Origin of the sequence: Bosea sp. ANAM02 (assembly GCF_011764485.1) — a bacterium.
In the GTDB taxonomy this organism is placed as follows: domain Bacteria; phylum Pseudomonadota; class Alphaproteobacteria; order Rhizobiales; family Beijerinckiaceae; genus Allobosea.
On the sequence record NZ_AP022848.1, the window covers coordinates 3,715,935 to 3,735,915 of the forward strand.

Consider the following 19,981-nt stretch of genomic DNA (forward strand, 5'->3'; position numbering starts at 1 on the left):
AAGCCGGGCCTTTTTTGTTTCGATCGCGCCATGCGTTCACGGCACCCCGCTGGGCCGCCTCTGCCATGCCGCCGCCATGTCTTCTCGCCTATAAAAGCGGCAAGCGCGCCGCTTTCTGGCGCGCCAAACGGCAATCATCGGGAGAGGCTCATGACGACCTCCAAACTCCTCACCGGCGTCGCTTTCGCCGCGACGCTGCTCGCCGCCCAGGCCGCGCAGGCCGACATCACCATCGGCCTCGTCGCGCCGCTGACCGGCCCCGTCGCCGCCTATGGCGACCAGGTCAAGAACGGCGCGCAGACCGCCGTCGACGTGATCAACAAGAATGGCGGCGTGCTCGGCGAGAAGCTCGTGCTGAAGCTCGCCGACGATGCCGGCGATCCCAAGCAGGGCGTCTCCTCCGCCAACCTGCTGGTCGGCGACAAGGTCAAGTTCGTGGTGGGGCCGGTGACCTCCGGCGTCGCCATGGCGGTCTCGGACGTGTTCTCCGAGAGCGGCGTGCTGATGGTGACGCCGACCGCGACCTCGCCGGCGCTGACGACGCGCGGCCTGACCAATGTCTTCCGCACCTGCGGCCGCGACGACCAGCAGGCGGACATCGCCGCGGCTTACGTCCTGAAGAACCTCAAGGACAAGAAGATCGCGATCGTCCACGACAAGGGCACCTACGGCAAGGGCCTGGCCGACGCCTTCCAGAAGGGCATCAATGCCGGCGGGATGAAGGAAGTCGCGGCGCTGACCGTCAATCCCGGCGACAAGGATCTCTCGGCCGTCGTCACGCGCCTGAAGGCGGCCAATGTCGAGGTGATCTATTTCGGCGGCTATCACCCTGAAGGCGGCCTGCTCGCGCGCCAGCTCGCCGATGCCGGCGTCAAGACGGTGATCATCGGCGGCGAGGGCCTGTCGAACACCGAATACGCCGCCATCGGCGGCGACCATGCCACCGGCACGCTCTTCACCAATGCGACCGACGCGCTGAAGAACCCCGATTCAGCCCAGGCGGTCGCGGCGCTGAAGGAGAAGGGCATCCCGCCCGAGGCCTTCACGCTGAATGCCTATGCGGCCGTCGAAGTGCTCAAGGCCGCGATCGAGAAGGCCGGCAAGCCGGGCGATGCCAATGGCGCGGCCAAGGCCCTGCACGCCGGCATGCCGATCAAGACCGCGATCGGCACGCTGACCTATGGCAAGACCGGCGACCTGAGCTCGCCGAGCTTCTCCATGTACAAGTGGAACGCCGGCAAGATCGTCGCAGCCGAGTGATCGGCTGATCTGATCCTTCGAGCTTCGCGCCTCGGACGAGCCCCGCTCGCCCGGGGCGTTTCGTTTTATTGCCGCCGCGCCGCATTGTGCAAAAGCGCGGGTCATCCCGGACAAGCTGCGGAGCAGCGCCGATCCGGGATCCATTTCGGAACCCTTCCGATAAAGGTTCCGGAATGGATCCCGGGTCTTCCTACGGTCGCCCGGGATGACCACGCGATTTGCTGGAAGCCAGTCCCGGCAGCCATTTTCGGCTCGCCGTCACCTCTCCATCAGATGACAATTTGCTCATCCGGGCGCGCTGCCATTGAAAGGCCACGCCCGCTGCGACATGGTCCGAATCGTGGCCTTCATCGTCTCCCGCCAGGATTTCCTTCCATGCGTTTGCTGAGCATCCTTGTCGCCCTGCTGGCGGCTGCCACGCTGGTCGTCGGGCAACAGGCCGGATCGGCCGGCGTGATCGGCATGGGCGTCATCGGGCTGCTGCTGGCCGCGGTGACCTTCCGTTCACCCACCCTGCCCTTCTTCCTGCGCATCTTCTCCTGCGTCTTCGCAGTCGAGTATCTGGTGTTCGGGGCTTCGGCGATCGCGGCGCAACTCGGCTGGTGGCCCGCGGCGCTCGGCATTCCGCCGATACCGACGAGCCTGCCCACTACGGTCGGCGTTTTCGCGATCCTGATCTACGCGATCTCCTTCGTCCCCGTGATCGCGAAGATCGCGCGGCTGGCATCGCCCTATTTCGAGTCCGATGCGACCACGACCGCCAACCTCTGGCCGATCGGGCCCTTCAAGATCCGGCTCGGCACGCTCGCCGTCTCGCTCTTCGTCTTCCTGATCGTGCTGAACCAGGCTCAGGTCGGCATCACGCTGCGCCTCTCCTTCTTCAACCGCGACATGTACGACGCGCTGCAGAACAAGGACGCGGCGGCGTTCTGGTACCAGCTCTTCTACGTGTTCTGCGTCTGGGCCTTGCTCTGGGTCGTCTCGAACCTGATCGAGCTGTTCGCCAATTACACGATCCTGATCCGCTGGCGGCAGTACATGGCGAACGCGTACACCAAAGCCTGGCTCGACCACGCCACGCATTACCGGATCGCGCTCGCCGGCAGCGTCGACAACCCCGATCAGCGCATCGCCGAGGACACGCGCTCCTTCGTGAACTCGACCTATAACTTCGCGCTGCCCCTGCTCTCGCAGGTCTCGACGCTGGTTTCGTTCTCGATCATCCTCTGGAACATCCCCGTCGCCTTCACCCTGCCGGGCACCTCCTTCGCCGTGCCGGGCTATATCTTCTGGGTGGCGTTCTTCTACGCGGCGGCGGCGACCTGGCTGACCCATCTGATCGGCCGCCCCCTGATCCGGCTCGAGTTCGAGCAGGAAAAGCGCGAGGCGAATTTCCGCTTCGCGCTGGCGCGCCTGCGCGAATATTCCGAGCAGATCGCACTGATGGCCGGCGAGCCGACAGAGCGCAGCCATCTCGCCCAGCGCTTCCGCGATATCGTCGAGAACTTCTACCGACTGGTCTGGCGCCGCCTGAAGCTCACCAGCTTCACGCTGTCCTACAACCAGCTCAGCGTGGTCCTGCCCTATATCATTCTGGCACCGTATTATTTTGCCGGCACGATCACGCTGGGCATCATGATGCAGGTCGCCGGCGCCTTCGACCGGGTGCAGACGGCGCTGTCCTTCATCATCAACAGCTACTCCTCGATCGCCCAGTACCTGGCGGCCATCAGCCGTCTGACGACCTTCGAGCAGGCCGTCGCCGACGCGCAGCACGGTGCGATCAGCGAGGAGGCTCTCGGCCGCGAGAGCTCGCGCGACGAGAGCCTGCATATCCGCGACGCGACGCTCCTCCTGCCCAACGGCAAGGCGATCGTGAAGCTCGGCGCGCTCGATCTGGGCACGGCGCGCTCGACGCTGCTGATCGGCCCTTCCGGCTCGGGCAAGTCGACGCTGTTCCGCGCCATTGCCGGCATCTGGCCCTTCGGCGACGGCAAGGTGGGCATTCCCGCGGATGCGCAGATCATGCTGCTGCCGCAGCGTCCCTATCTGCCGCAGGGCTCGCTGCGGGCGGCGCTCGCCTATCCGGCCGAGGAAGGCGCCTATGACGACGCCGCGATCCGCGCCGCGATGGAGAAGGTCAAGCTCGGCCATCTCGCAGAGAAGCTCGACGAGGTCGATCTCTGGGGCCAGCGCCTCTCGGGTGGCGAGCAGCAGCGGCTGGCCGTCGCGCGCGCCCTGCTGAGCAGGCCGGACTGGCTCTTCCTGGACGAGGCCACCGCCTCGCTCGACGAGAAGCTGGAAGGCGAGATCTACGCGACGATCGAGCGCGAACTGCCGCAGGCCCGCATCGTCTCGATCGGCCACCGCACGACGCTGCGCGCCATGCACGACGCCCTCGTGACGATGGAGCCGAATGCAGACGGCACGTTCACGCCGACGCCGACGGCCAGGGCGCCAGCCTAAAGCGCGCCGGTTTCACGCTGAAGCGGGCGCCAAGCTCGCCCCGTCCGCTATGGCGCAGCAGGCCGGCAACGCGAGGTGTCCGCAATCAAAAAGGGTCGCTCACGCGACCCTTTTTTCGATGAACCCTCGTGTTCTCAGAGGCGCAACGCGCACGCCCGTCACAGCGAGCGGCTAAGCGTCAATTCTCCAGCCCCGCCCTTCAGGACGAGGCGACCATTGACCAGATCCCATTTCTGGGTCGCGCGCAGGGCGAGCAGGAACGCCCGCTCGAAATCGAGCACGCCCTTGTCGCAGCTGCGCTTGGTGATCGCGATCGGGCCGACGGCGAAACCCTGCTGGCGCAGAGGATAGGCGGAGGCCGAGAAGGTATTGCAGCCGCCGAAGCCGGTACCGCGCAGGTTCTGGTCGATCATCAGGGTCGCGCGCCGATCCTGGACCGGCTTGCCGTTCAGCGCCACGACGCTCCAGCTCGCGCCGAGCGGGAAGGTCTTCTCCTGCTGCGGCATCGGGATCGGGGCGCTGCCGCCGGCCCTGTCCTCGGGCGACATGAGCGATCCCCGGCGCTGCGCAGCCGCTTCGCCCGGCATCAGCATCGGCACGGCCAGGGCCGCAAGAACGGCCGCAAGGCCAAGGCGTCGAATCATGATCGTCTTACCCGCATTCACTCGCACGGCCACGCGACGTGCCGCCAAACCGGTTAACACGCCTAGAGGCTGCTAGGGACTATGGAATTGGATTTGATGAGGTCAAAACGATGGAGATGGGAGGAGCGTCGCGCCGCCGATACGTCGGTATCGGCAAGCGGTGCGACGCTGCAGCTCCATCGTTTTCACCTCACCCGCAGGGCGTGGCGCTTTTGCGCGACTGCCGTGTCGTTCTTCGTAGCAAGCCGGAAGGCTTGCGTCCTCGAACTCCTCGCATTCGCGCAAAATCGCCAGCGTCAAACCAATCCCATAGTCCCTAACAGCCTCTAGAGGCCAATTGGTTCGGGATCAAGGCTGAACCGCGGGCGATCCAGCCATTCCGTTGCTGCTCCGCAGCATCAGATCCGGGCGTTCAGCCGCTCCAGCAAGCGGTTCGCGCGGCGAAAGACATAGGCCGGAGCGCTGACGGTCACATCGTCGGCGCCGAGCCCGTCGAGATGCTCGACAAGCGCGAAGACGGCCTTGTCCGGACAATGCAGCGTCAGCGGCGTGCCGACCGCGGGGGCGCCGAAGGGCAAACGCGCGCCGAAGCGCTCCTCCAAGGCAACAAGCGCGTCCGCAGCGAGATCGAGCCTGGCGCGGACCTCGCGCAGCGTCCGCCCCTCCTCCTCCGCCGCGATCCGCGACAGGATGGTCCTGGCCGCAGCCTTCGCCCGCTCACCCCAGGGCGCCTGCATCGAAGCGACGAGATTGGCCTCCGAGGCCAGCATCACGCCGTCGTCGAGCACCTTCAGCGCATTGGCGGAGAGCGTGGCGCCGGTCGTGGTGATGTCGACGACGATCTCGGCCGTGCCGGCAGCCGGTGCGCCCTCGGTCGCGCCGAGGCTTTCGACGATGCGGTAATCGGCGAGGCCGTGCTCAGCGAAGAAGCGGCGGGTCAGGTTCACGTATTTGGTCGCGACGCGCAGCTTCTTGCCGTGGCGCGCCCGCATCGCGGAGGCGACATCGTCGAGATCGGCCATGGTGCGCACGTCGATCCAGGCCTGCGGCACGGCGACGACGACATTGGCATGGCCGAAGCCGAGCGGGGTCAGCATCTCGACCGCCGCATCGGCATCCGAGAGCTGCTCGCGAACGAGATCCTCACCGGTGATGCCGATATGGGCAGCGCCGGAGGAAAGCTGCGCGACGATCTCGGAGGCCGAGAGGAAGGCCACTTCAGCGCCATCGACGCCGGCGATGGCGCCGCGATAGTCACGCTCGCCACGCGACTTGACGAATTTCAGGCCGGCGCGGCCGAAAAAGGCGGTGGCATTCTCCTGCAGGCGGCCTTTCGAGGGGACGGCGAGGACGAGCGGGGCGTCGTTATCCGGCATCTGGCTCATGCGGCATCTCCCGTCAGGCGGTCGAGCCAGAGCGAAGCGCCGACGGCGGGGCAAGGCCGGCTCGCGCCGAGACGCCCGAGGACGTTGTCATAGCGGCCGCCTCCGGCCACGGGCTTGCCGTCGCCGCGAGCCGTGTCGTGAAGCTCGAAGATGAAGCCGGTATAATAATCGAGATTGCGGGCGAAGCCCGCCGAGAAGCGGATCGCGCCGATATCGACGCCCCGCGCTGCGAGGAAACCGGTGCGCTCGTCGAAGGCGTCGAGCTGGCGGCCGATATCGAGCGAGGCCTGATCGGCGAGCGCCCGCAACGAGGCGGAAGCGGCATCGGGATCGCCGGAGACGGCGAGCACCTGCGCCAGCAGCGCCTTGACGTCGCCATTGACCGGGTTCTCGCGCTCGGCGGCGCGCGCCAGGAAGCGCTCGGCGATATCGGCGGCGGAGCGCCCGCCGACGGTCGATATCCCGGCGATCGACAGCACGTCCTCGACGAAGGCGCGCGCGGCCTTGGGGTCCTGCCCCTCCAGCGCCTTGAGCAGGCCGGCATGGGCGGCCTCGCCTTCGGCGGCCGGGGGATCGAGCGCATCGACGGCGTCCGTGCCCCTGCCCTGAACCACGGCACGGACCAGCCGGCGGCGGGCGCCCTGCGGCACGTTCAATCCATCGAGCAGCGCGCCGAGCACGGCGACATCGCCCATGACGATGCGCGGCTCGGCCAAGCCGAGCAGGGCCGTCGCCTCGATGGCCAGCGCCATGATCTCGGCATCTGCGGCGGTGAAATCGTCACGACCGAAGGATTCGAGGCCGGCCTGCAGGAACTCGCCCGGCTCGCCCGAGCGCATCCGGAAGACCGGGCCGGCATAGGCGTAGGCCGCAGGCTCCGTGGAGCCCGAGGCGATGTGATCGAGCGCGACGGGGATGGTATATTCGGGCCGCAGGCACCAGTCACGGCCGTCGGCATCCTGCGTCATGAAGATGCGGCGGCGGATATCCTCGCCGGAGAGATCGAGGAAGAATTCGGCCGGCTGCAGGATCGCCGGCTCGGCATGGGCGTAGCCCTCGCCGGCGAAGAGCGCGATCACGGTCTCGATGCTGGCGCGGCTTGCGGGCACGGCTCGTCCTGTCCTGTTGCGAGCGCCGTGCCGGATTTCAGCATCGGATTGCTCCGAAAAGTGGGCCCCACTTTTCGGTCCGATGCTCTAGCAGCGATGCGACGCATTTTCGAGGGATTTGAGGGAAATGGGTGAACGGGATTTTGAAGGTCGAATGGAACGTCATGCTCGGGCTTGACCCGAGCATCTCAGGCAGAACGAGGCACCCCGTCTCTTCCTGCCGACGTTTCCCAGCTCTCCGTTACGCTTCGGCCGAGAATGACGGCGGGGGAATATCCTCGAACAGGTCACGCCAGCCCGGATTGCCCATTTCTATCAGCTTGATCTTCCATTCTCTGGACCGGCGCTTGAGGCTCGTTTCCCGCTGAATGGCTCGCTCGATCTCACCGAAGACCTCGAACCAAACAAGCTTGTCCAGATTATAGCGAGCCGTGAAAGAACGCCCAGCGACTTGCTTATGCTCACTGACGCGCCGAACCAAATCTGCCGTCACACCGAGATACAGCGTGCCACGCGGCTTGTTCGTAACAATGTAGGCGAAGGACGGTTCGAGATTCACACATCATTCTCGGGCGAGCGCAGCGCAGACCCGAGACTTTCCGGCAAGAGATGCTCGGGTCAAGCCCGAGCATGACGGCGATGTTCAAGCGTGTCGCGCCAGCACCCGCTTCACGCCCTCGACCAGCTCGGCGACCGGCACGGCGAACTGGGCTTCGGCCTGCTTGGCCTTGTGCTCGGCGGAATCCTTGACGTCGCGGCTCGCGGCGGCGAGCTCGGCGCCGAGGATCAGGTCCTTGATCACGACCGTGCCGGCCTCGCGCTCCGACGAGCCCTGGATGATCGCACAGATCGCGCCGCGGCGGTCGGCATATTTCATCTGGGCGTTGAAGCCGGAGCTACCCAGATAGAGATCGGCGCGCGCCAGCGGCTTGCCATCAGCATCCCTCGCCTGCCGCAGCGCCGAGACCATCGCCTGATAGCCCGGCATGAATTCCGGCGACTTGTTGTCCATCGCGGTGACCACGACGAGCGGGAGTTCGTTCCGGCTGTCGACGATCGGTGACTTCACCGCCTTCAGCGCCGAGAACAGCCGGGAGACGCCGATCGAGAAGCCGGTCGCCGGCACGGGCTCGGGCCGGAAGCGACCGACGAGACCGTCATAGCGCCCGCCGCCCGCGACCGAGCCGAAGCGCACGACCTGCCCGTCTTCGTTCGTGACCGGGAAGGTCAATTCCACCTCGTAGACCGGGCCGGTATAGTATTCGAGGCCGCGGACGACGGAGGGAGCGAACTGAATTCTCGTGCTTCCGTATCCAGCACTTTCGCAGAGTGCGATAATTTCATCGATCTCATCGCAGGCTTTGCGAACTTCATAGTTCGCCAGTGGCCAGCTCCGGATTTCTCGTGTTACCGAGTAATTGTCATAAAAAGTCCCACCCTCTCCGTGCTTGTGCATGTCGGACATCGGACGACCGTGATCGCCCGAAAAATCGGCGAACCATCCAACGATCAAGGCCCCTCCAAACAAAGAGCGAGTTAGCGCCTCTGCCTGACCGCTGTGCAGACCAGCGCCCTTTGTAAAATCGCCACTCTGATCCGTCCGACCAATTGTTAGCAGGTCGAACACTCCGTCGTCCCCGACCTTGTCATGCTTATCGATCGCTCGAAGCACGGTCAGTTTCTGTTCGAACTGAGTCACACCGATTGATTCTAGAACGCCATCCAGCAAGCCGCGATGGTTGATTTTGACGACATAGTCGCCGCGCCTGATGCCGAGCTTTTCCATCGTGTCGGCGGCAAGCATGCAGATCTCGGCATCGCCCGCGACGGTGCCCGAGCCGACGATATCGGCGTCGAACTGCATGAACTGGCGGAAGCGGCCCGGCCCTGGCTTCTCGTTGCGGAAGACATAGCCGACGCGATAGCTGCGATAGGGTTTCGGCAGCGCGTCGAAATTCTCGGCGACATAGCGGGCGAGCGGCGCCGTCAGGTCGTAGCGCAGCGAGAGCCATTGCTCGTCATCGTCCTGAAAGGAGAAGACGCCTTCGTTCGGCCGATCCTGATCCGGCAGGAACTTGCCGAGCGCGTCGGTGTACTCGACGAAGGGCGTCTCCACGGGATCGAAGCCATAGACCGAGAAGCTCTCGCGGATGACGGAGAGCATGCGCTCGGTGGCGGCGACATCGGCCGGGCCGCGATCGACGAAGCCGCGCGGCTGGCGGGCCTTCAGCTTGGCAGGGGCTGTCTTGTCGGCGGACATGGCTGTGGCACTCGATAAGTAAGTACTTACTGATCTCGGCGGGTTAGACCGTCCCGGCGGAAGGGGCAAGTCGAAGCGCGTCATTCTCGGGCGGAGCGCAGCGCAGACCCGAGAATCTCATGACACGAAGGCACTGGCGCCCTCTGCGGCAGGAGATGCTCGGGTCAAGCCCGAGCATGACGCGTGTCTGGACTACTCGGCCGCCGCCAGTGCCTGCCCACGCAACGGCCGGTCCGCGATTCCCGCCCGCGCCAATTTCTCCGGCAGCGGCCCGCCGGTCGCCCAGTCGAGCAGTTCGGCCGTGTGCACGACCGGCGTGGTCGCGCCCTTGTCGGCAAAGCCTTTCGCGAGCTGGGTCATGCAGCCGATATTGCCGGTCGCGACCAGCATCGGCTTCGTCCGCTCGATATTGCCGATCTTGCGCTCGCGCAGCTTCCCCGCGATCTCGGGCTGGAGGATGTTGTAGACGCCGGCCGAGCCGCAGCAGATATGGCCCTCCGGTACCTCCCTGACCTTGAAGCCGGCGCCCGACAGCAGGCGCTTCGGCCCGTCCTTGAGCTGCTGGCCGTGCTGCATCGAGCAGGCCGAATGATAGGCGATCGGCATCGCGACATCACGGACGGGAGCGAGTTCCAGCGTCTCCAGGAATTCGGTGACGTCCTTGGCCAAGCCTGAGACCTTCGCCGCCTTCTCGGCATAGGCCTGCTCGTTGCGGAACATGAAGCCGTAATCCTTGATCGTCGTGCCACAGCCGGAGGCCGTGATCAGGATCGCGTCGAGCCCCTCGCCGTCCACCTCCGCCATCCAGGCGTCGATGTTCCTGCGGGCGAAGGAGAGGGCATCGTGCTCCTGCCCCATATGGTGGACGAGCGCGCCGCAGCAGCCCTCCCCCTTCGGCAGCACGACCTCGACGCCATGACGGTTGAGCAGGCGGATCGTCGCCTCGTTGATCGCGGGATCGAGCACCGGCTGGGCGCAGCCGGAAAGCAACGCCACACGGCGCTTGCGCTCGGCCGGCGGCGGGAAGCTTTGCGGGCCCTCCATGGCGGAGCGTGTCGGCAGGCGCGCCGGCGCCAGCGCCAGCATCGCCTTCAGGCGCGAGCCGATGACCGGGATGACACCCAGTACCGGAGCGAGCGGCTTACCAATCAGCGCCATCAGCATCGCGGCGCGGAAGCGGCCGGGATAGGGCAGGATCGCCGCCAGCACCTTGCGCAACAGGCGGTCATGCCAGGAGCGCGTGTAGGTCTCCTCGATATGGGCGCGGGCATGGTCGACGAGGTGCATGTAGTGCACGCCGGAGGGGCAGGTCGACATGCAGGAAAGGCAGGAGAGGCAGCGGTCGACATGCTTCACCACCTCTTCGGTGGCGGGCTTGCCGTTCTCCAGCATGTCCTTGATCAGGTAGATGCGCCCGCGGGGGGAATCGAGCTCGTCGCCGAGCAGCAGATAAGTCGGGCAGGTCGCGGTGCAGAAGCCGCAATGCACGCAGGTGCGCAGGATCTTCTCCGAAGCCGGCATGCGCGGATCGGAGGCGAGGCGCTCAGGGGTGAAGTTCGTCTGCATCTCTAGATTTCGGCCAAACGCTCAAGGATCATAGCCCAATCCTCATCACCAACCTCAATTGGGCTGAAAACAGCAGTACCGATCGGCTTCAACACAGTGGCTATGTTGTGATTTCCACTGCTCTTATTGAACGGCAGTGATGAAACAGCCTCTCGCGCCTTCCAATGAAGCCGAGGAGATCCAAGTGGAGCTATCGAAAATGGCATTCTCCACTCTTCCGGCCAGACTTCATTTTCGACACCTTGGATATCTGGGGTCGATTTAAAAATGAATGGAGTAGTAAGCGATTTATAGTTCGGATGACTGCAGTAAATAACACCGCAATGCCCCGGCTTGATCAATTTCGCGCGAGTTGCCCGACCTGCCATATTCGCAGAATCGACATGGGATACAGCCCAGCGTCTCGCTCCAACCCCAGCCCAAATGTTGGTAATGTTCTTACAGGCAAACACGAAAAGCTTCATTTTTCGACTCCTAGCCGAGGAGCAGCAATATGCGCTGAGAGAACTGCTTCAGGCCCCGCCCTGCCAGGCTTTGATCCAGTCCATCGGCCAGAGCAGCATGATGACGTTGAGGGTGAGGTTGTCGCGGATCAGCCAGCCGACGATCAGCTCCATCCCCAATGCGCTGGTCACCGTCAGCCAGACCGGCGCGAAACGGGCAAAGAAGAAGCCCAGCACCATCGAAAGGATGTCGCAGACCGAATTCAGGACGCTGTCGCCGTAATAATCGAGCGAGATCGTCGCCGAGCGGTAGTGGTTGATGACGGCATCGGTGTTCTCGGCGATCTCCCAGGCGCCTTCGAGCAGGATCGAGAGCAGCAGCGCGAGGCCGAAGGAGATCGGCAGACCGGTGACGCGGCGGATCAACCAGAACAGCCCGTAGAACAGGAAGCCGTGGATGATGTGGGAGAAGGTGTACCAGTCGGCGATGTGCTGGGAGTTCTCGGAGGAGATCACCGTGCCCTGCCAGAGCTTGATGTTTCCGCATTTGCAGATCGGCTCGCGGCCCATCCAGAGCAGGATCGCGGCGACGCCGGCGATCAGCAGCGCGGCGGCCAGAACGAGCGCGGTGGGGCCGAGCCGGTTGGTCGCCCAGCTCGCACGGGTCTCAGTAGGGAGGCGATCGGCGAGCGTCATCAGATCCCCGCATAGATCCGGCCGGGCTCGAAGATGCCGGCGGGATCGAAGCTCTTCTTGATGCCGACGGTTACCCGCATCAGCGGCTCGGCCAATGGCTGGAACACGTCGACCGCCGCGCGGATCGCATCGGGCGCCCGCACCAGCGTCGCATGGCCGCCGAGCGGCTTCAGCGCGGCGCGGATCGCGGCGGCGCCGGCATCGCCATAGGGAGGAACCCCGAGCCAGACCAGTCCTCCGCCCCAGTCGTAGAACCAGCGCGCGGCCGGGATCATCCGCGCGATCGCAGCAACGGCCCTCGGGCCAATGGTCGGGGCAAGCGAGAGCCGCCAGACCGCCTCATCGCTGCCGGCGAAGAAGGCGGCATCGCGGATATCGGTCCAGAGCGCGGTCGGCGCGGCTCCTTCGAGGCGCTCGGGCACGCCATAATCGTCGAGCAGCAGGGCGAGTTCACCGGCGCGGTAATCGATCGAGTCCGAAAAATTCTCCAACCGCAGCAGGGTCAGCGCCTCCTCGCCAGCGATCCGGGCCGGCAGATGCGCCGCCGCCATCGGCTCGAAGGGCGAGCCCAGCGCTTTCGCCAGCAGCGCAACTCCCACTTTGTCGGACAGGCCGCTCCATTGCAGCGTGAGGACGCGCTCCGGACGCGGCAGCACGCGGAAGGTGACCTCGGTGAGGAAGCCGAGCGTGCCGTGACTGCCGCCGAGCAGCTTCACGAGATCCAGGCCGGTGACGTTCTTCATAACCCGCCCGCCCGACTTGATCATCTCGCCGCGGCCATTGACCAGCCGGACGCCGATCAGGGAGTCGCGGGCGGCACCGGCATTGATCCGGCGCGGGCCGGAGATGTTGCAGGCGGCGACGGCGCCGATCGTCGGCTCGCCCTCGCTGCCATAGAGCGCGCGGTGGTCCATCGGCTCGAAAGGCAGCATCTGGCCACGCTCGGCGAGGGTGTCCTGCACCAGCGAAAGCGGCGTGCCGGCGCGGGCGGCGATGACCATCTCCGCCGCCTCGTAGAGGGTGATGCCGGTGAGGCCCGCGCTGGAAAGCGTGCTCGCGGCCTGGGCCGGACGGCCGAGTCCAGAGCGCGTGCCGCCGCCGCGCAAGGTGAGCGGCACGGCGCTGTCGACGACCGACTTCACGACGGCGCAGGCCTGCGCCTCGGTGGTGGGCGTGTGGACGATCATGACCGGGCTCCATGGTCATTCCGGGGCACGCCGAAGGCGTGAGCCCGGAACCCAGAACCGATGCCGTTCACAAGTGAAGCTGAACAATTCCGCGAGAATAACGATTGCGGGCATCGGTTCTGGATTCCGGGCTCAGCGCTTCGCGCTGCCCCGGAATGACGGCGGAGCCTCATTGCGCCAGAAGCGGATAGAGATCGGCCCAAAGCGGATTGTTCTCTTCGATCAGCCTGACTTTCCAGTCGCGGCGCCACTTCTTGATGTCCTTCTCGCGATCGATCGCTTCCCGCGCTGTCTGATGCTCCTCGTACCAGACCAGCCGACTCACCCCACATTTCCGAGAAAACCCTGGCGTAACTTTGCTTTTGTGCTCGTAGACACGGCGGGCAAGGTCCCGTGTCACGCCGAGAAACGGGGTTCCATGCTGGCCGCTCGCCAGCAGATAAACGTGAAACGGCAAGAATTCCCTCCGCCGTCATTCCGGGGCGCCGCGAAGCGGCGAGCCCGGAACCCAGAACCGATGCCACCTGCCACTGAAGCGGATCGATCCGGTCAAGACAACGATATCCCGCATCGGCTCTGGATTCCGGGCTCTTCGCTGCGCGAAGCCCCGGAATGACGGAGAGGTTCATCACGCCGCCACCCTGCCTTCCAGCGGGAAGACCTTCGCCGGGTTGAGCAGCCAGCGCTCGTCGAACACCGCCCTCACCCGCATCTGCTGGGCGAGGTCCTCGGGATTGAACTGGAAGGTCATCAGGTCGCGCTTCTCGATGCCGACGCCGTGCTCGCCGGTGAGGCAGCCGCCGACCTCGACGCAGAGCTTGAGAATGTCCATGCCGGCATCCTCGGCCTTCTGCGCCTCGACGGGATCGTTGCAGTTATAGAGGATCAGCGGATGGAGATTGCCGTCGCCGGCGTGGAAGACATTGGCGACGCGAAGCCCATAGCCCTTCACGATCTCGTCCATGCGCCGAAGCACATGGGGCAGTTGCCCGGTCGGGATCGTTCCGTCCATGCAGATATAGTCGGCGATGCGACCGGTGGCGCCGAAGGCGGATTTGCGGCCCTTCCAGATCGCCGCCGCCTCCATCGCCGATTTCGATTCCTTGACGGTCGAGACACCGTGCTCCCTCGCGATGGCGACGATGCGGGCGAGCTGGGCGTCCATCTCGTCGTCGGAACCCTCGACCTCGATGATCAGCAGCGCCTCGACATCCATCGGGTAGCCGGCCTTGGCGAAAGCCTCGCAGATCTCGATCGCCGGCTTGTCCATGAATTCCATTGCGACCGGGATGATGCCGGCGCCGATGATCGCGGCAACCGCCGCGCCCGCCTGCTCGCTGGTCGGGAAGCCGAAGAGCACGGGGCGGGCGCCCTCGGCCGCACGCAGGATGCGCACCGTCGCCTCGGTGACGATGCCGAGCTGACCTTCCGAGCCGTTGATCAGGCCGAGCAGGTCGTAGCCCGGGGAATCGAGGTGGCAGCCGCCGATTTCAACAACCGAGCCGTCGAGCATGACCATGGTCACGCCGAGCACGTTGTTGGTGGTGACGCCGTATTTCAGGCAATGCGCCCCGCCCGAGTTCATGCCGATATTGCCGCCGATCGAGCAGGCGAGCTGCGAGGACGGATCCGGCGCGTAGAAGAAGCCCTCGGCCGAGACCGCGCCGGTGACCGCGAGATTGGTGACGCCGGCCTCGACCCGCGCGACGCGGTTGGCGTAGTCGATCTCGAGGATGCGGTTCATCTTGGAGACGCCGATCACGACCGCGTCCTCCTGCGGAATCGCGCCGCCGGCGAGCGAGGTGCCGGAGCCGCGCGGCACCACCGGCACGCCCTCCTCCCGGCAATAGCGCAGGACAGCCGCCACCTCCTGCGTCGTCGAGGGCAGGACGACAGCGAGCGGCATGCGGCGATAGGCTGTCAGTGCGTCGGTTTCATAGGGGCGGCGCTCGTCGTCACTGGTGATCAGCGCCTGCGGCGGGACGAGTCGCGCAAGCCCGGCGATGATCGTTTCGCGGCGGGCGAGGATGCCGGCATCCGGTGCCGGAAAGGCTATCGCGCTCATCTCTCCCCTCCCATCTCCACGACTCGCGGCACGCCACGCACGGAATTCTCTTTGCGCGGCAGATTAGACCAATTCAATGGCACTTGCAGCGCGGCTAAAGCCAGCCATTATTTCCAGATTGGAAAAGGTGGCGTGACGATGGACCGGTTCGGCGATCTCGACGTGTTCGCACATGTGGTGACGACCAAGAGCATGTCGGCCGCCGGCCGGCAGCTCAACCTGTCGCCGGCCGTGATCTCGAAGCGCATCCGCCGGCTGGAGGAACGGCTCGGCGTGCGCCTGCTCCAGCGCACGACGCGGCAGCTCGCCCTCACCGAGGCCGGACAGGGTTTCTACGAGCGCGTCGTCTCGATCCTGTCCTCGATCGAGGAAGCGGAGTCCTGGGTGTCGAGCGGCGCCGGCCAGGTGCGCGGCACGCTGCGCGTTTCGGCGCCGACCTCCTTCGGCCGGATGCATGTCGCGCCGCATCTCAAGCGCTTCCTCGACGCCAACCCGCTGGTGACCGTCGAACTCGTGCTGAGCGACGCCTTCGTCGACGTCGTCGGCGAGGGGTTCGACCTGGCGATCCGCATCGCGGACCTGCAGGATTCGAGCCTCGTGGCCAAAAGACTCGCCCGCAATCACCGGGTGCTCTGCGCGACGCCGGGCTATCTTGCCGAACATGGCACCCCGGCCGATATCGCCGCGCTGTCGCGCCATACCCTGATCGCCCATAACGCCGACCATTGGCGGCTCGACGGTCCGGAAGGCCCGGTCTCTGTGCGGGTCAACGGCCCGCTGCGCACCAATTCGAGCGAGGTCGTGCGCGAGGCGCTGCTGGGCGGCGTCGGCATCGCCCTGCGCTCGACCTGGGATGTCGGGCCGGAACTCAAGTCGGGCGCGCTGCAACGGGTCCTGCCGGCCTATGCGGTCGGCTCGCGCGTCGCGATCTATGCGGTCTATCCGAGCCGCCGGCATATGGAGCAGAAGGTGCGTGCCTTCGTGGACTACCTCGGCGAGCTCTATGGCGCCACGCCCTATTGGGATGCGGGGCTTGCGCTGTAGGACAGCGTATCGTTGAGATGGAGTGATGCCGTCATTCCGGGGCATTGCGCAGCAATGAGCCCGGAATCCAGAACCGATGCCCTGCCCGTTGACGTCGAAGCAGCCGGGAAATGGGTGCTTCCCGAAAGCGGGGCATCGGTTCTGGATTCCGGGCTCGGCCCTGCGGGCCGCCCCGGAATGACGATGCGGCGGCGTGAAGGAGGAATGACATGTTCGGCCAGCTCGAAGGCACGGGGGTTACGGTCCTCGACCCGCGGTTCCATCGCGTCGTTCCGGGCTCGGCGCGGGTGGAGCGACTGTGGACGGGCGCGCGCTGGTCGGAGGGGCCGGCCTGGTTCCCAGCCCACAACTCGCTGATCTGGTCTGACATCCCCAACGACCGCATGCTGCGCTACGACGCGCTGAGCGGCCAGGTCGGCACCTTCAGGCAGCCCGCCCGCAATTCCAACGGCAACACGGTCGACGCCCAAGGGCGACTCGTCACCTGCGAGCATGGCGGGCGGCAGGTGACGCGCACCGAGCATGACGGCTCGATCACCGTGCTCGCCAGCCATTTCGGCGGCAGGCGCCTCAACTCGCCGAACGATGCCGTGGTGAAGTCAGACGGCTCGATCTGGTTCACCGATCCGGATTACGGCATCCTCAGCGACTACGAGGGCGACAAGTCCCCCGGCGAGATCGGCGCCTGCCATGTCTACCGGATCAACGGCGAAAGCGGCGAGATCGCTGTCGTCGCCGATGATTTCGTCAAGCCCAACGGTCTCGCCTTCTCGCCTGACGAGAGCATCCTCTACATCGCCGATACCGGCGCGAGCCATGATCCTGAGAACGGGCCGCGGCATATCCGCAGCTTCGAAATGGGCCGGGACGGCTTCACGCTGGGCGCTTCGAAGGTGTTCGCCACCTGCACGGCCGGGCTGTTCGACGGTTTTCGCCTGGACATCGAGGGCCGGATCTGGACCAGCGCCGCCGACGGCGTCCATATCTACCACCCGGACGGCACGCTGATCGGGAAGGTCCATATCCCGGAGATCGTCGCGAATGTCTGTTGGGGCGGGCCGAAGCTCAACCGCCTGTTCATCTGCGGCACGACCTCGCTGTATTCGGTCATGACGCATACGAACGGGGCGGTGCGGCCGTAAGACGAGGGGATTCGGTCGGACGCCGCGTCCGTCACGGTCGGGCCTGTCCCGACCATCCGCGTCTTCGGTGATGCAACGCGGTGTTCAAGACGTGGATGCTCGCCACAAGGGCGAGCATGACGGGGCGCCCGTCCGCAGATCAGGCCTGGTCGACGAGCGCGGCTACACGTCCTGCCCCACATAGCCGGCGACGTCGCGCATGCGCTTCAGCGTGCGCCAGTAGATGTCCTCCATCAGGAGATGAGCAAACTCGCCGTTGCGGCCGATGCTGTAGAGACCGTCCACGCCGGTGCTCTGCGCGAAGTTCTGGCGTCGCTCCTCGTAGCGCGCGAGATAGACCGGATAGGCGAATGGCGTCTTCAGCATGCCGCCGGCGCCGATATAGCGTGCGCGCAGATGCGGATAGATGCGGCAGAGGCCGTCCAGGCAGGCCTCTGCCAGCTTCTCATCGGACATCGTCCACCAGGCGTCGCCGACCTCGCAACCGATGTCGAAGGTCAGTTGCGTGCGCCCCTCCGGCGCGAGCCAGGGCATGGAGAACGGTGCCTCCGTGACACGGAAGAAGGGCTGCGTGCGGTCCGGCACCCAGAGCATCGTGTCCGGCAGGAGATTGCGGCCCTCGAAGCGCAGATTGACGAAGATCATCGGCCGGTAGCGGAAGCCGGCGAGTTCGTCGAGCGCATCTGTGCCCTCGACGAGCCTGGGCAGGACATGGACCGGGGCCGTGCTGATCACGGCTGAGACGCCGATCTCGCGGCCGTTGACCTTCACAGCCACGACCTTGCCGTTCTCGACATAGACGCGCTCGACCTTCGATTCGAGCGCGATGCTGTCGTTGAGTCGGGCGACAGTCGGCTCCAGCAGCTTGGCGACGCCGCCCTCGGGATAGACATGGTAGACGCGCGGGCTTTCCGGCATCTCGTGCGAATAGCCGTTGCAGACCGCCCTGCCCGTCAGACGAGACGCGGCCTTCAGCAGGAATGTCTTCATCACGCCGGCCGCGAGCTTGTTGCCGACGGCGGGCGAGAGCTCATGCGCCGGCGCGCCGGACCAGGCCTCGGCCAGGGGAATCGCGACATCCTCGGCAAGCGCCGCGCCATAGGCGTTGCGGAACCAGTCGGCCGCGCTTTCGACCGGCCGGGGATGCAAGCGGGCCGAGACGGCGCTCGCCGCATAGCGGGGCGAGAACGCGAGGCCGAAGGGGTAGCTGTAGCTCCGGCCGCCCAGCGCGACCGCCTCGCCGTAATGGCGAACGGTGCGCGAGACCGCGCTCGCCCCCATCGCATCAGCCAGACGGTTGCTGACGAAATGCGCACCGAAGTCGTAGGTATAGCCCTCAGCATCCTTGAAGGAGGAGGCCATGCCGCCGACCGCGCGGCCGCTTTCGAAGACCGTGGCGCGAATGCCGCGACGCTCAAGCTCATAGGCCGCCGTGAGACCGGCGATGCCGGCGCCGATGATCGCGACGGGCTTGGCGAGGCGGCGCCAGATGGTCGGTGCCTGCACGGCGATGTTCATGGCGGTCGCTCCGCTGTCATCGAGCTTGCGTCGACGACCCAGTCCATAGCAGGAGCGGATGAATTCGGATTTGCGGGGAAGCCGCAATCAGAGACCGAAACTATAATGGATCGTTAAGCTTAACCGCGCGGGCGTCAGCGCGGTGGTGCGCTCTTCACGCGGCTGAGCACGAGCGGCATCGCCAGGCCGATGACGACGAAGCGCACGAGATGATGCGCCCCGACATAAAGCGTATCGAGCCCCATGGCGAAGGCGAGCATCGCCATCGCCTCCAGGCCGCCCGGCGCGAAGGCCGCCATGCCGCTGGCATAGGACACATCCGCAAGCCAGGCGGCTGGCCAGGCGAAGAGGAAGGCGACTCCGATCGAAACGGCGAAGCCGCCGATCGCCAACGGAAACAGCCCCTTGAGCTCGTTGCGCGGGATATTGGCGATGCGCCCGCCCATGGTGGTGCCGAGCAGGACCTGCACGGCGATCTGGATCGGCATGGGCAGCGCGCCCTCGACGAGGCCACTGCCATGCAGGGCCGCGCTGGCGAAGGTCGCGCCGAACATCAAGGGTGCGGAGAGGCCGATCCGCTCGAAGAAAAGCCCCAGTGCCAGCCCGGCCATGGTCACGCCGAACATGGTGCTGGCATCGACGTCCCGAACGACGGGGACCGGCATGCCGGTGGCGGCACCGCTGAGCTGCATCACGCTCGGCAGGAGAGCGACGAGCACCAGCAAGCGGAAAAGCTGGACGACCGAGATGCGACCGATATTCGCGCCCTTGGCCTGCGCCACCGCGAGCACGGTCGACAAGGCGCCGGGCGCGGCGGCCAGGAGGGCATCGATCCAGGGCCAGCGCGCGACATGGCGCAGATAGGCGCCGGTCGCGAGCATGATCGCGGCGACGCCGACGAGCAGGATGAGGAGAGATGCCGGATAGCGCGCCGCCGCGGCCAGCGCCTCGGGCGTCGCCGCCGAGCCCAGGATCGCGCCGGAGAGGACCATGGTGGAATCGAACCAGGGCCGGCGCAGGTTCGGCAGCGGACGGATCAGGGCGACGATCGCGCTGATCAGCATCGAGCCGGACAGCCAGGCCGCGGGCATGCCGAGCAGCGCGAAGCCCCCGCCCCCGATCGCCGCCAGTGCAATGACCAGGATTTCCCGCCAGAGAATGGCCAGCCGGTTTTTGGGATAGCCGAACGGTTTCAT

Annotated in this window: 17 protein-coding genes; 4 read left to right on the top strand and 13 right to left on the bottom strand. The window is 65.8% G+C overall.

Going from position 1 to position 19,981, the window contains the following annotated elements:
• Positions 1-150 precede the first annotated feature (150 nt).
• Both OCUBac02_RS17815 and OCUBac02_RS17820 read left to right on the top strand, forming a co-directional pair.
• Positions 151-1,260 (top strand): branched-chain amino acid ABC transporter substrate-binding protein, encoded by a 1,110-nt coding sequence (locus OCUBac02_RS17815; protein WP_173047525.1) that lies wholly within the window; start codon positions 151-153, stop codon positions 1,258-1,260.
• A gap of 375 nt (positions 1,261-1,635) precedes the next feature.
• On the top strand, positions 1,636-3,726 hold the full coding sequence (locus OCUBac02_RS17820; protein WP_173047527.1) for an ABC transporter ATP-binding protein/permease: 2,091 nt from the start codon (positions 1,636-1,638) through the stop codon (positions 3,724-3,726).
• 158 nt (positions 3,727-3,884) lie between these two features.
• Here the strand turns inward: OCUBac02_RS17820 and OCUBac02_RS17825 are convergent, their stop codons facing one another.
• The 11 genes from OCUBac02_RS17825 to OCUBac02_RS17875 form a co-directional block, all read right to left on the bottom strand.
• Complete coding sequence (locus tag OCUBac02_RS17825; RefSeq protein ID WP_173047529.1) at positions 3,885-4,370, bottom strand: META domain-containing protein; 486 nt, start codon at positions 4,368-4,370, stop codon at positions 3,885-3,887.
• Positions 4,371-4,768: 398 nt separating this feature from the next.
• Positions 4,769-5,746: an ATP phosphoribosyltransferase gene (hisG, locus tag OCUBac02_RS17830; RefSeq protein ID WP_173049664.1), complete on the bottom strand. Its 978-nt coding sequence runs from the start codon at positions 5,744-5,746 to the stop codon at positions 4,769-4,771.
• Between the two features lie 5 nt (positions 5,747-5,751).
• Entirely contained in the window at positions 5,752-6,864 is a 1,113-nt protein-coding gene (locus OCUBac02_RS17835) for an ATP phosphoribosyltransferase regulatory subunit (protein WP_173047531.1), read from the bottom strand.
• Between the two features lie 241 nt (positions 6,865-7,105).
• On the bottom strand, positions 7,106-7,423 hold the full coding sequence (locus OCUBac02_RS17840) for a GIY-YIG nuclease family protein (protein ID WP_173047533.1): 318 nt from the start codon (positions 7,421-7,423) through the stop codon (positions 7,106-7,108).
• Positions 7,424-7,507: 84 nt separating this feature from the next.
• Positions 7,508-9,124: a histidine--tRNA ligase gene (locus OCUBac02_RS17845; protein WP_173049666.1), complete on the bottom strand. Its 1,617-nt coding sequence runs from the start codon at positions 9,122-9,124 to the stop codon at positions 7,508-7,510.
• A 192-nt stretch (positions 9,125-9,316) separates the two neighbouring features.
• On the bottom strand, positions 9,317-10,690 hold the full coding sequence (gene glcF, locus OCUBac02_RS17850; protein ID WP_173047535.1) for a glycolate oxidase subunit GlcF: 1,374 nt from the start codon (positions 10,688-10,690) through the stop codon (positions 9,317-9,319).
• 2 nt (positions 10,691-10,692) lie between these two features.
• Positions 10,693-11,154 (bottom strand): hypothetical protein, encoded by a 462-nt coding sequence (locus tag OCUBac02_RS17855; RefSeq protein WP_173047538.1) that lies wholly within the window; start codon positions 11,152-11,154, stop codon positions 10,693-10,695.
• A 48-nt stretch (positions 11,155-11,202) separates the two neighbouring features.
• Entirely contained in the window at positions 11,203-11,829 is a 627-nt protein-coding gene (locus OCUBac02_RS17860; RefSeq protein ID WP_173047540.1) for a DUF2585 family protein, read from the bottom strand.
• Positions 11,829-13,016, bottom strand: a complete 1,188-nt coding sequence (locus OCUBac02_RS17865; RefSeq protein ID WP_173047542.1) for an FAD-binding protein — start codon at positions 13,014-13,016, stop codon at positions 11,829-11,831. The genes OCUBac02_RS17860 and OCUBac02_RS17865 overlap by 1 nt, the downstream gene beginning before the upstream one ends.
• A gap of 169 nt (positions 13,017-13,185) precedes the next feature.
• Positions 13,186-13,473 carry a GIY-YIG nuclease family protein gene (locus tag OCUBac02_RS17870; protein ID WP_173047544.1) on the bottom strand — a complete coding sequence of 96 codons (288 nt, stop codon included), beginning with the start codon at positions 13,471-13,473 and terminating at the stop codon, positions 13,186-13,188.
• Positions 13,474-13,644: 171 nt separating this feature from the next.
• The gene (locus OCUBac02_RS17875) at positions 13,645-15,081 is read right to left on the bottom strand and encodes an FAD-binding oxidoreductase (RefSeq protein ID WP_173047547.1); all 1,437 of its coding nucleotides are present in this window, start codon (positions 15,079-15,081) and stop codon (positions 13,645-13,647) included.
• 138 nt (positions 15,082-15,219) lie between these two features.
• Here OCUBac02_RS17875 and OCUBac02_RS17880 point away from each other — a divergent pair, with 138 nt between their 5' ends.
• Together OCUBac02_RS17880 and OCUBac02_RS17885 are read left to right on the top strand one after the other, a co-directional pair.
• Positions 15,220-16,125: a LysR family transcriptional regulator gene (locus OCUBac02_RS17880; RefSeq protein WP_173049668.1), complete on the top strand. Its 906-nt coding sequence runs from the start codon at positions 15,220-15,222 to the stop codon at positions 16,123-16,125.
• Between the two features lie 209 nt (positions 16,126-16,334).
• Positions 16,335-17,267 (top strand): SMP-30/gluconolactonase/LRE family protein, encoded by a 933-nt coding sequence (locus OCUBac02_RS17885; RefSeq protein ID WP_173047549.1) that lies wholly within the window; start codon positions 16,335-16,337, stop codon positions 17,265-17,267.
• Between the two features lie 162 nt (positions 17,268-17,429).
• Here the strand turns inward: OCUBac02_RS17885 and OCUBac02_RS17890 are convergent, their stop codons facing one another.
• Together OCUBac02_RS17890 and OCUBac02_RS17895 are read right to left on the bottom strand one after the other, a co-directional pair.
• On the bottom strand, positions 17,430-18,785 hold the full coding sequence (locus tag OCUBac02_RS17890; RefSeq protein ID WP_173047551.1) for a protoporphyrinogen/coproporphyrinogen oxidase: 1,356 nt from the start codon (positions 18,783-18,785) through the stop codon (positions 17,430-17,432).
• A 134-nt stretch (positions 18,786-18,919) separates the two neighbouring features.
• Complete coding sequence (locus OCUBac02_RS17895) at positions 18,920-19,981, bottom strand: AbrB family transcriptional regulator (RefSeq protein ID WP_173047553.1); 1,062 nt, start codon at positions 19,979-19,981, stop codon at positions 18,920-18,922.

Bases quoted from the DNA above. Each gene is read 5' to 3' on its own strand.
- OCUBac02_RS17815 (WP_173047525.1), top strand. From the start codon at position 151: ATGACGACCTCCAAACTCCTCACCGGCGTCGCTTTCGCCGCGACGCTG.
- OCUBac02_RS17820 (WP_173047527.1), top strand. From the start codon at position 1,636: ATGCGTTTGCTGAGCATCCTTGTCGCCCTGCTGGCGGCTGCCACGCTG.
- OCUBac02_RS17825 (WP_173047529.1), bottom strand. From the start codon at position 4,370: ATGATTCGACGCCTTGGCCTTGCGGCCGTTCTTGCGGCCCTGGCCGTG.
- hisG (WP_173049664.1), bottom strand. From the start codon at position 5,746: ATGCCGGATAACGACGCCCCGCTCGTCCTCGCCGTCCCCTCGAAAGGC.
- OCUBac02_RS17845 (WP_173049666.1), bottom strand. From the start codon at position 9,124: ATGTCCGCCGACAAGACAGCCCCTGCCAAGCTGAAGGCCCGCCAGCCG.
- glcF (WP_173047535.1), bottom strand. From the start codon at position 10,690: ATGCAGACGAACTTCACCCCTGAGCGCCTCGCCTCCGATCCGCGCATG.
- OCUBac02_RS17855 (WP_173047538.1), bottom strand. From the start codon at position 11,154: ATGAAGCTTTTCGTGTTTGCCTGTAAGAACATTACCAACATTTGGGCT.
- OCUBac02_RS17860 (WP_173047540.1), bottom strand. From the start codon at position 11,829: ATGACGCTCGCCGATCGCCTCCCTACTGAGACCCGTGCGAGCTGGGCG.
- OCUBac02_RS17865 (WP_173047542.1), bottom strand. From the start codon at position 13,016: ATGATCGTCCACACGCCCACCACCGAGGCGCAGGCCTGCGCCGTCGTG.
- OCUBac02_RS17875 (WP_173047547.1), bottom strand. From the start codon at position 15,081: ATGAGCGCGATAGCCTTTCCGGCACCGGATGCCGGCATCCTCGCCCGC.
- OCUBac02_RS17880 (WP_173049668.1), top strand. From the start codon at position 15,220: ATGGACCGGTTCGGCGATCTCGACGTGTTCGCACATGTGGTGACGACC.
- OCUBac02_RS17885 (WP_173047549.1), top strand. From the start codon at position 16,335: ATGTTCGGCCAGCTCGAAGGCACGGGGGTTACGGTCCTCGACCCGCGG.
- OCUBac02_RS17890 (WP_173047551.1), bottom strand. From the start codon at position 18,785: ATGAACATCGCCGTGCAGGCACCGACCATCTGGCGCCGCCTCGCCAAG.
- OCUBac02_RS17895 (WP_173047553.1), bottom strand. From the start codon at position 19,981: ATGAAACCGTTCGGCTATCCCAAAAACCGGCTGGCCATTCTCTGGCGG.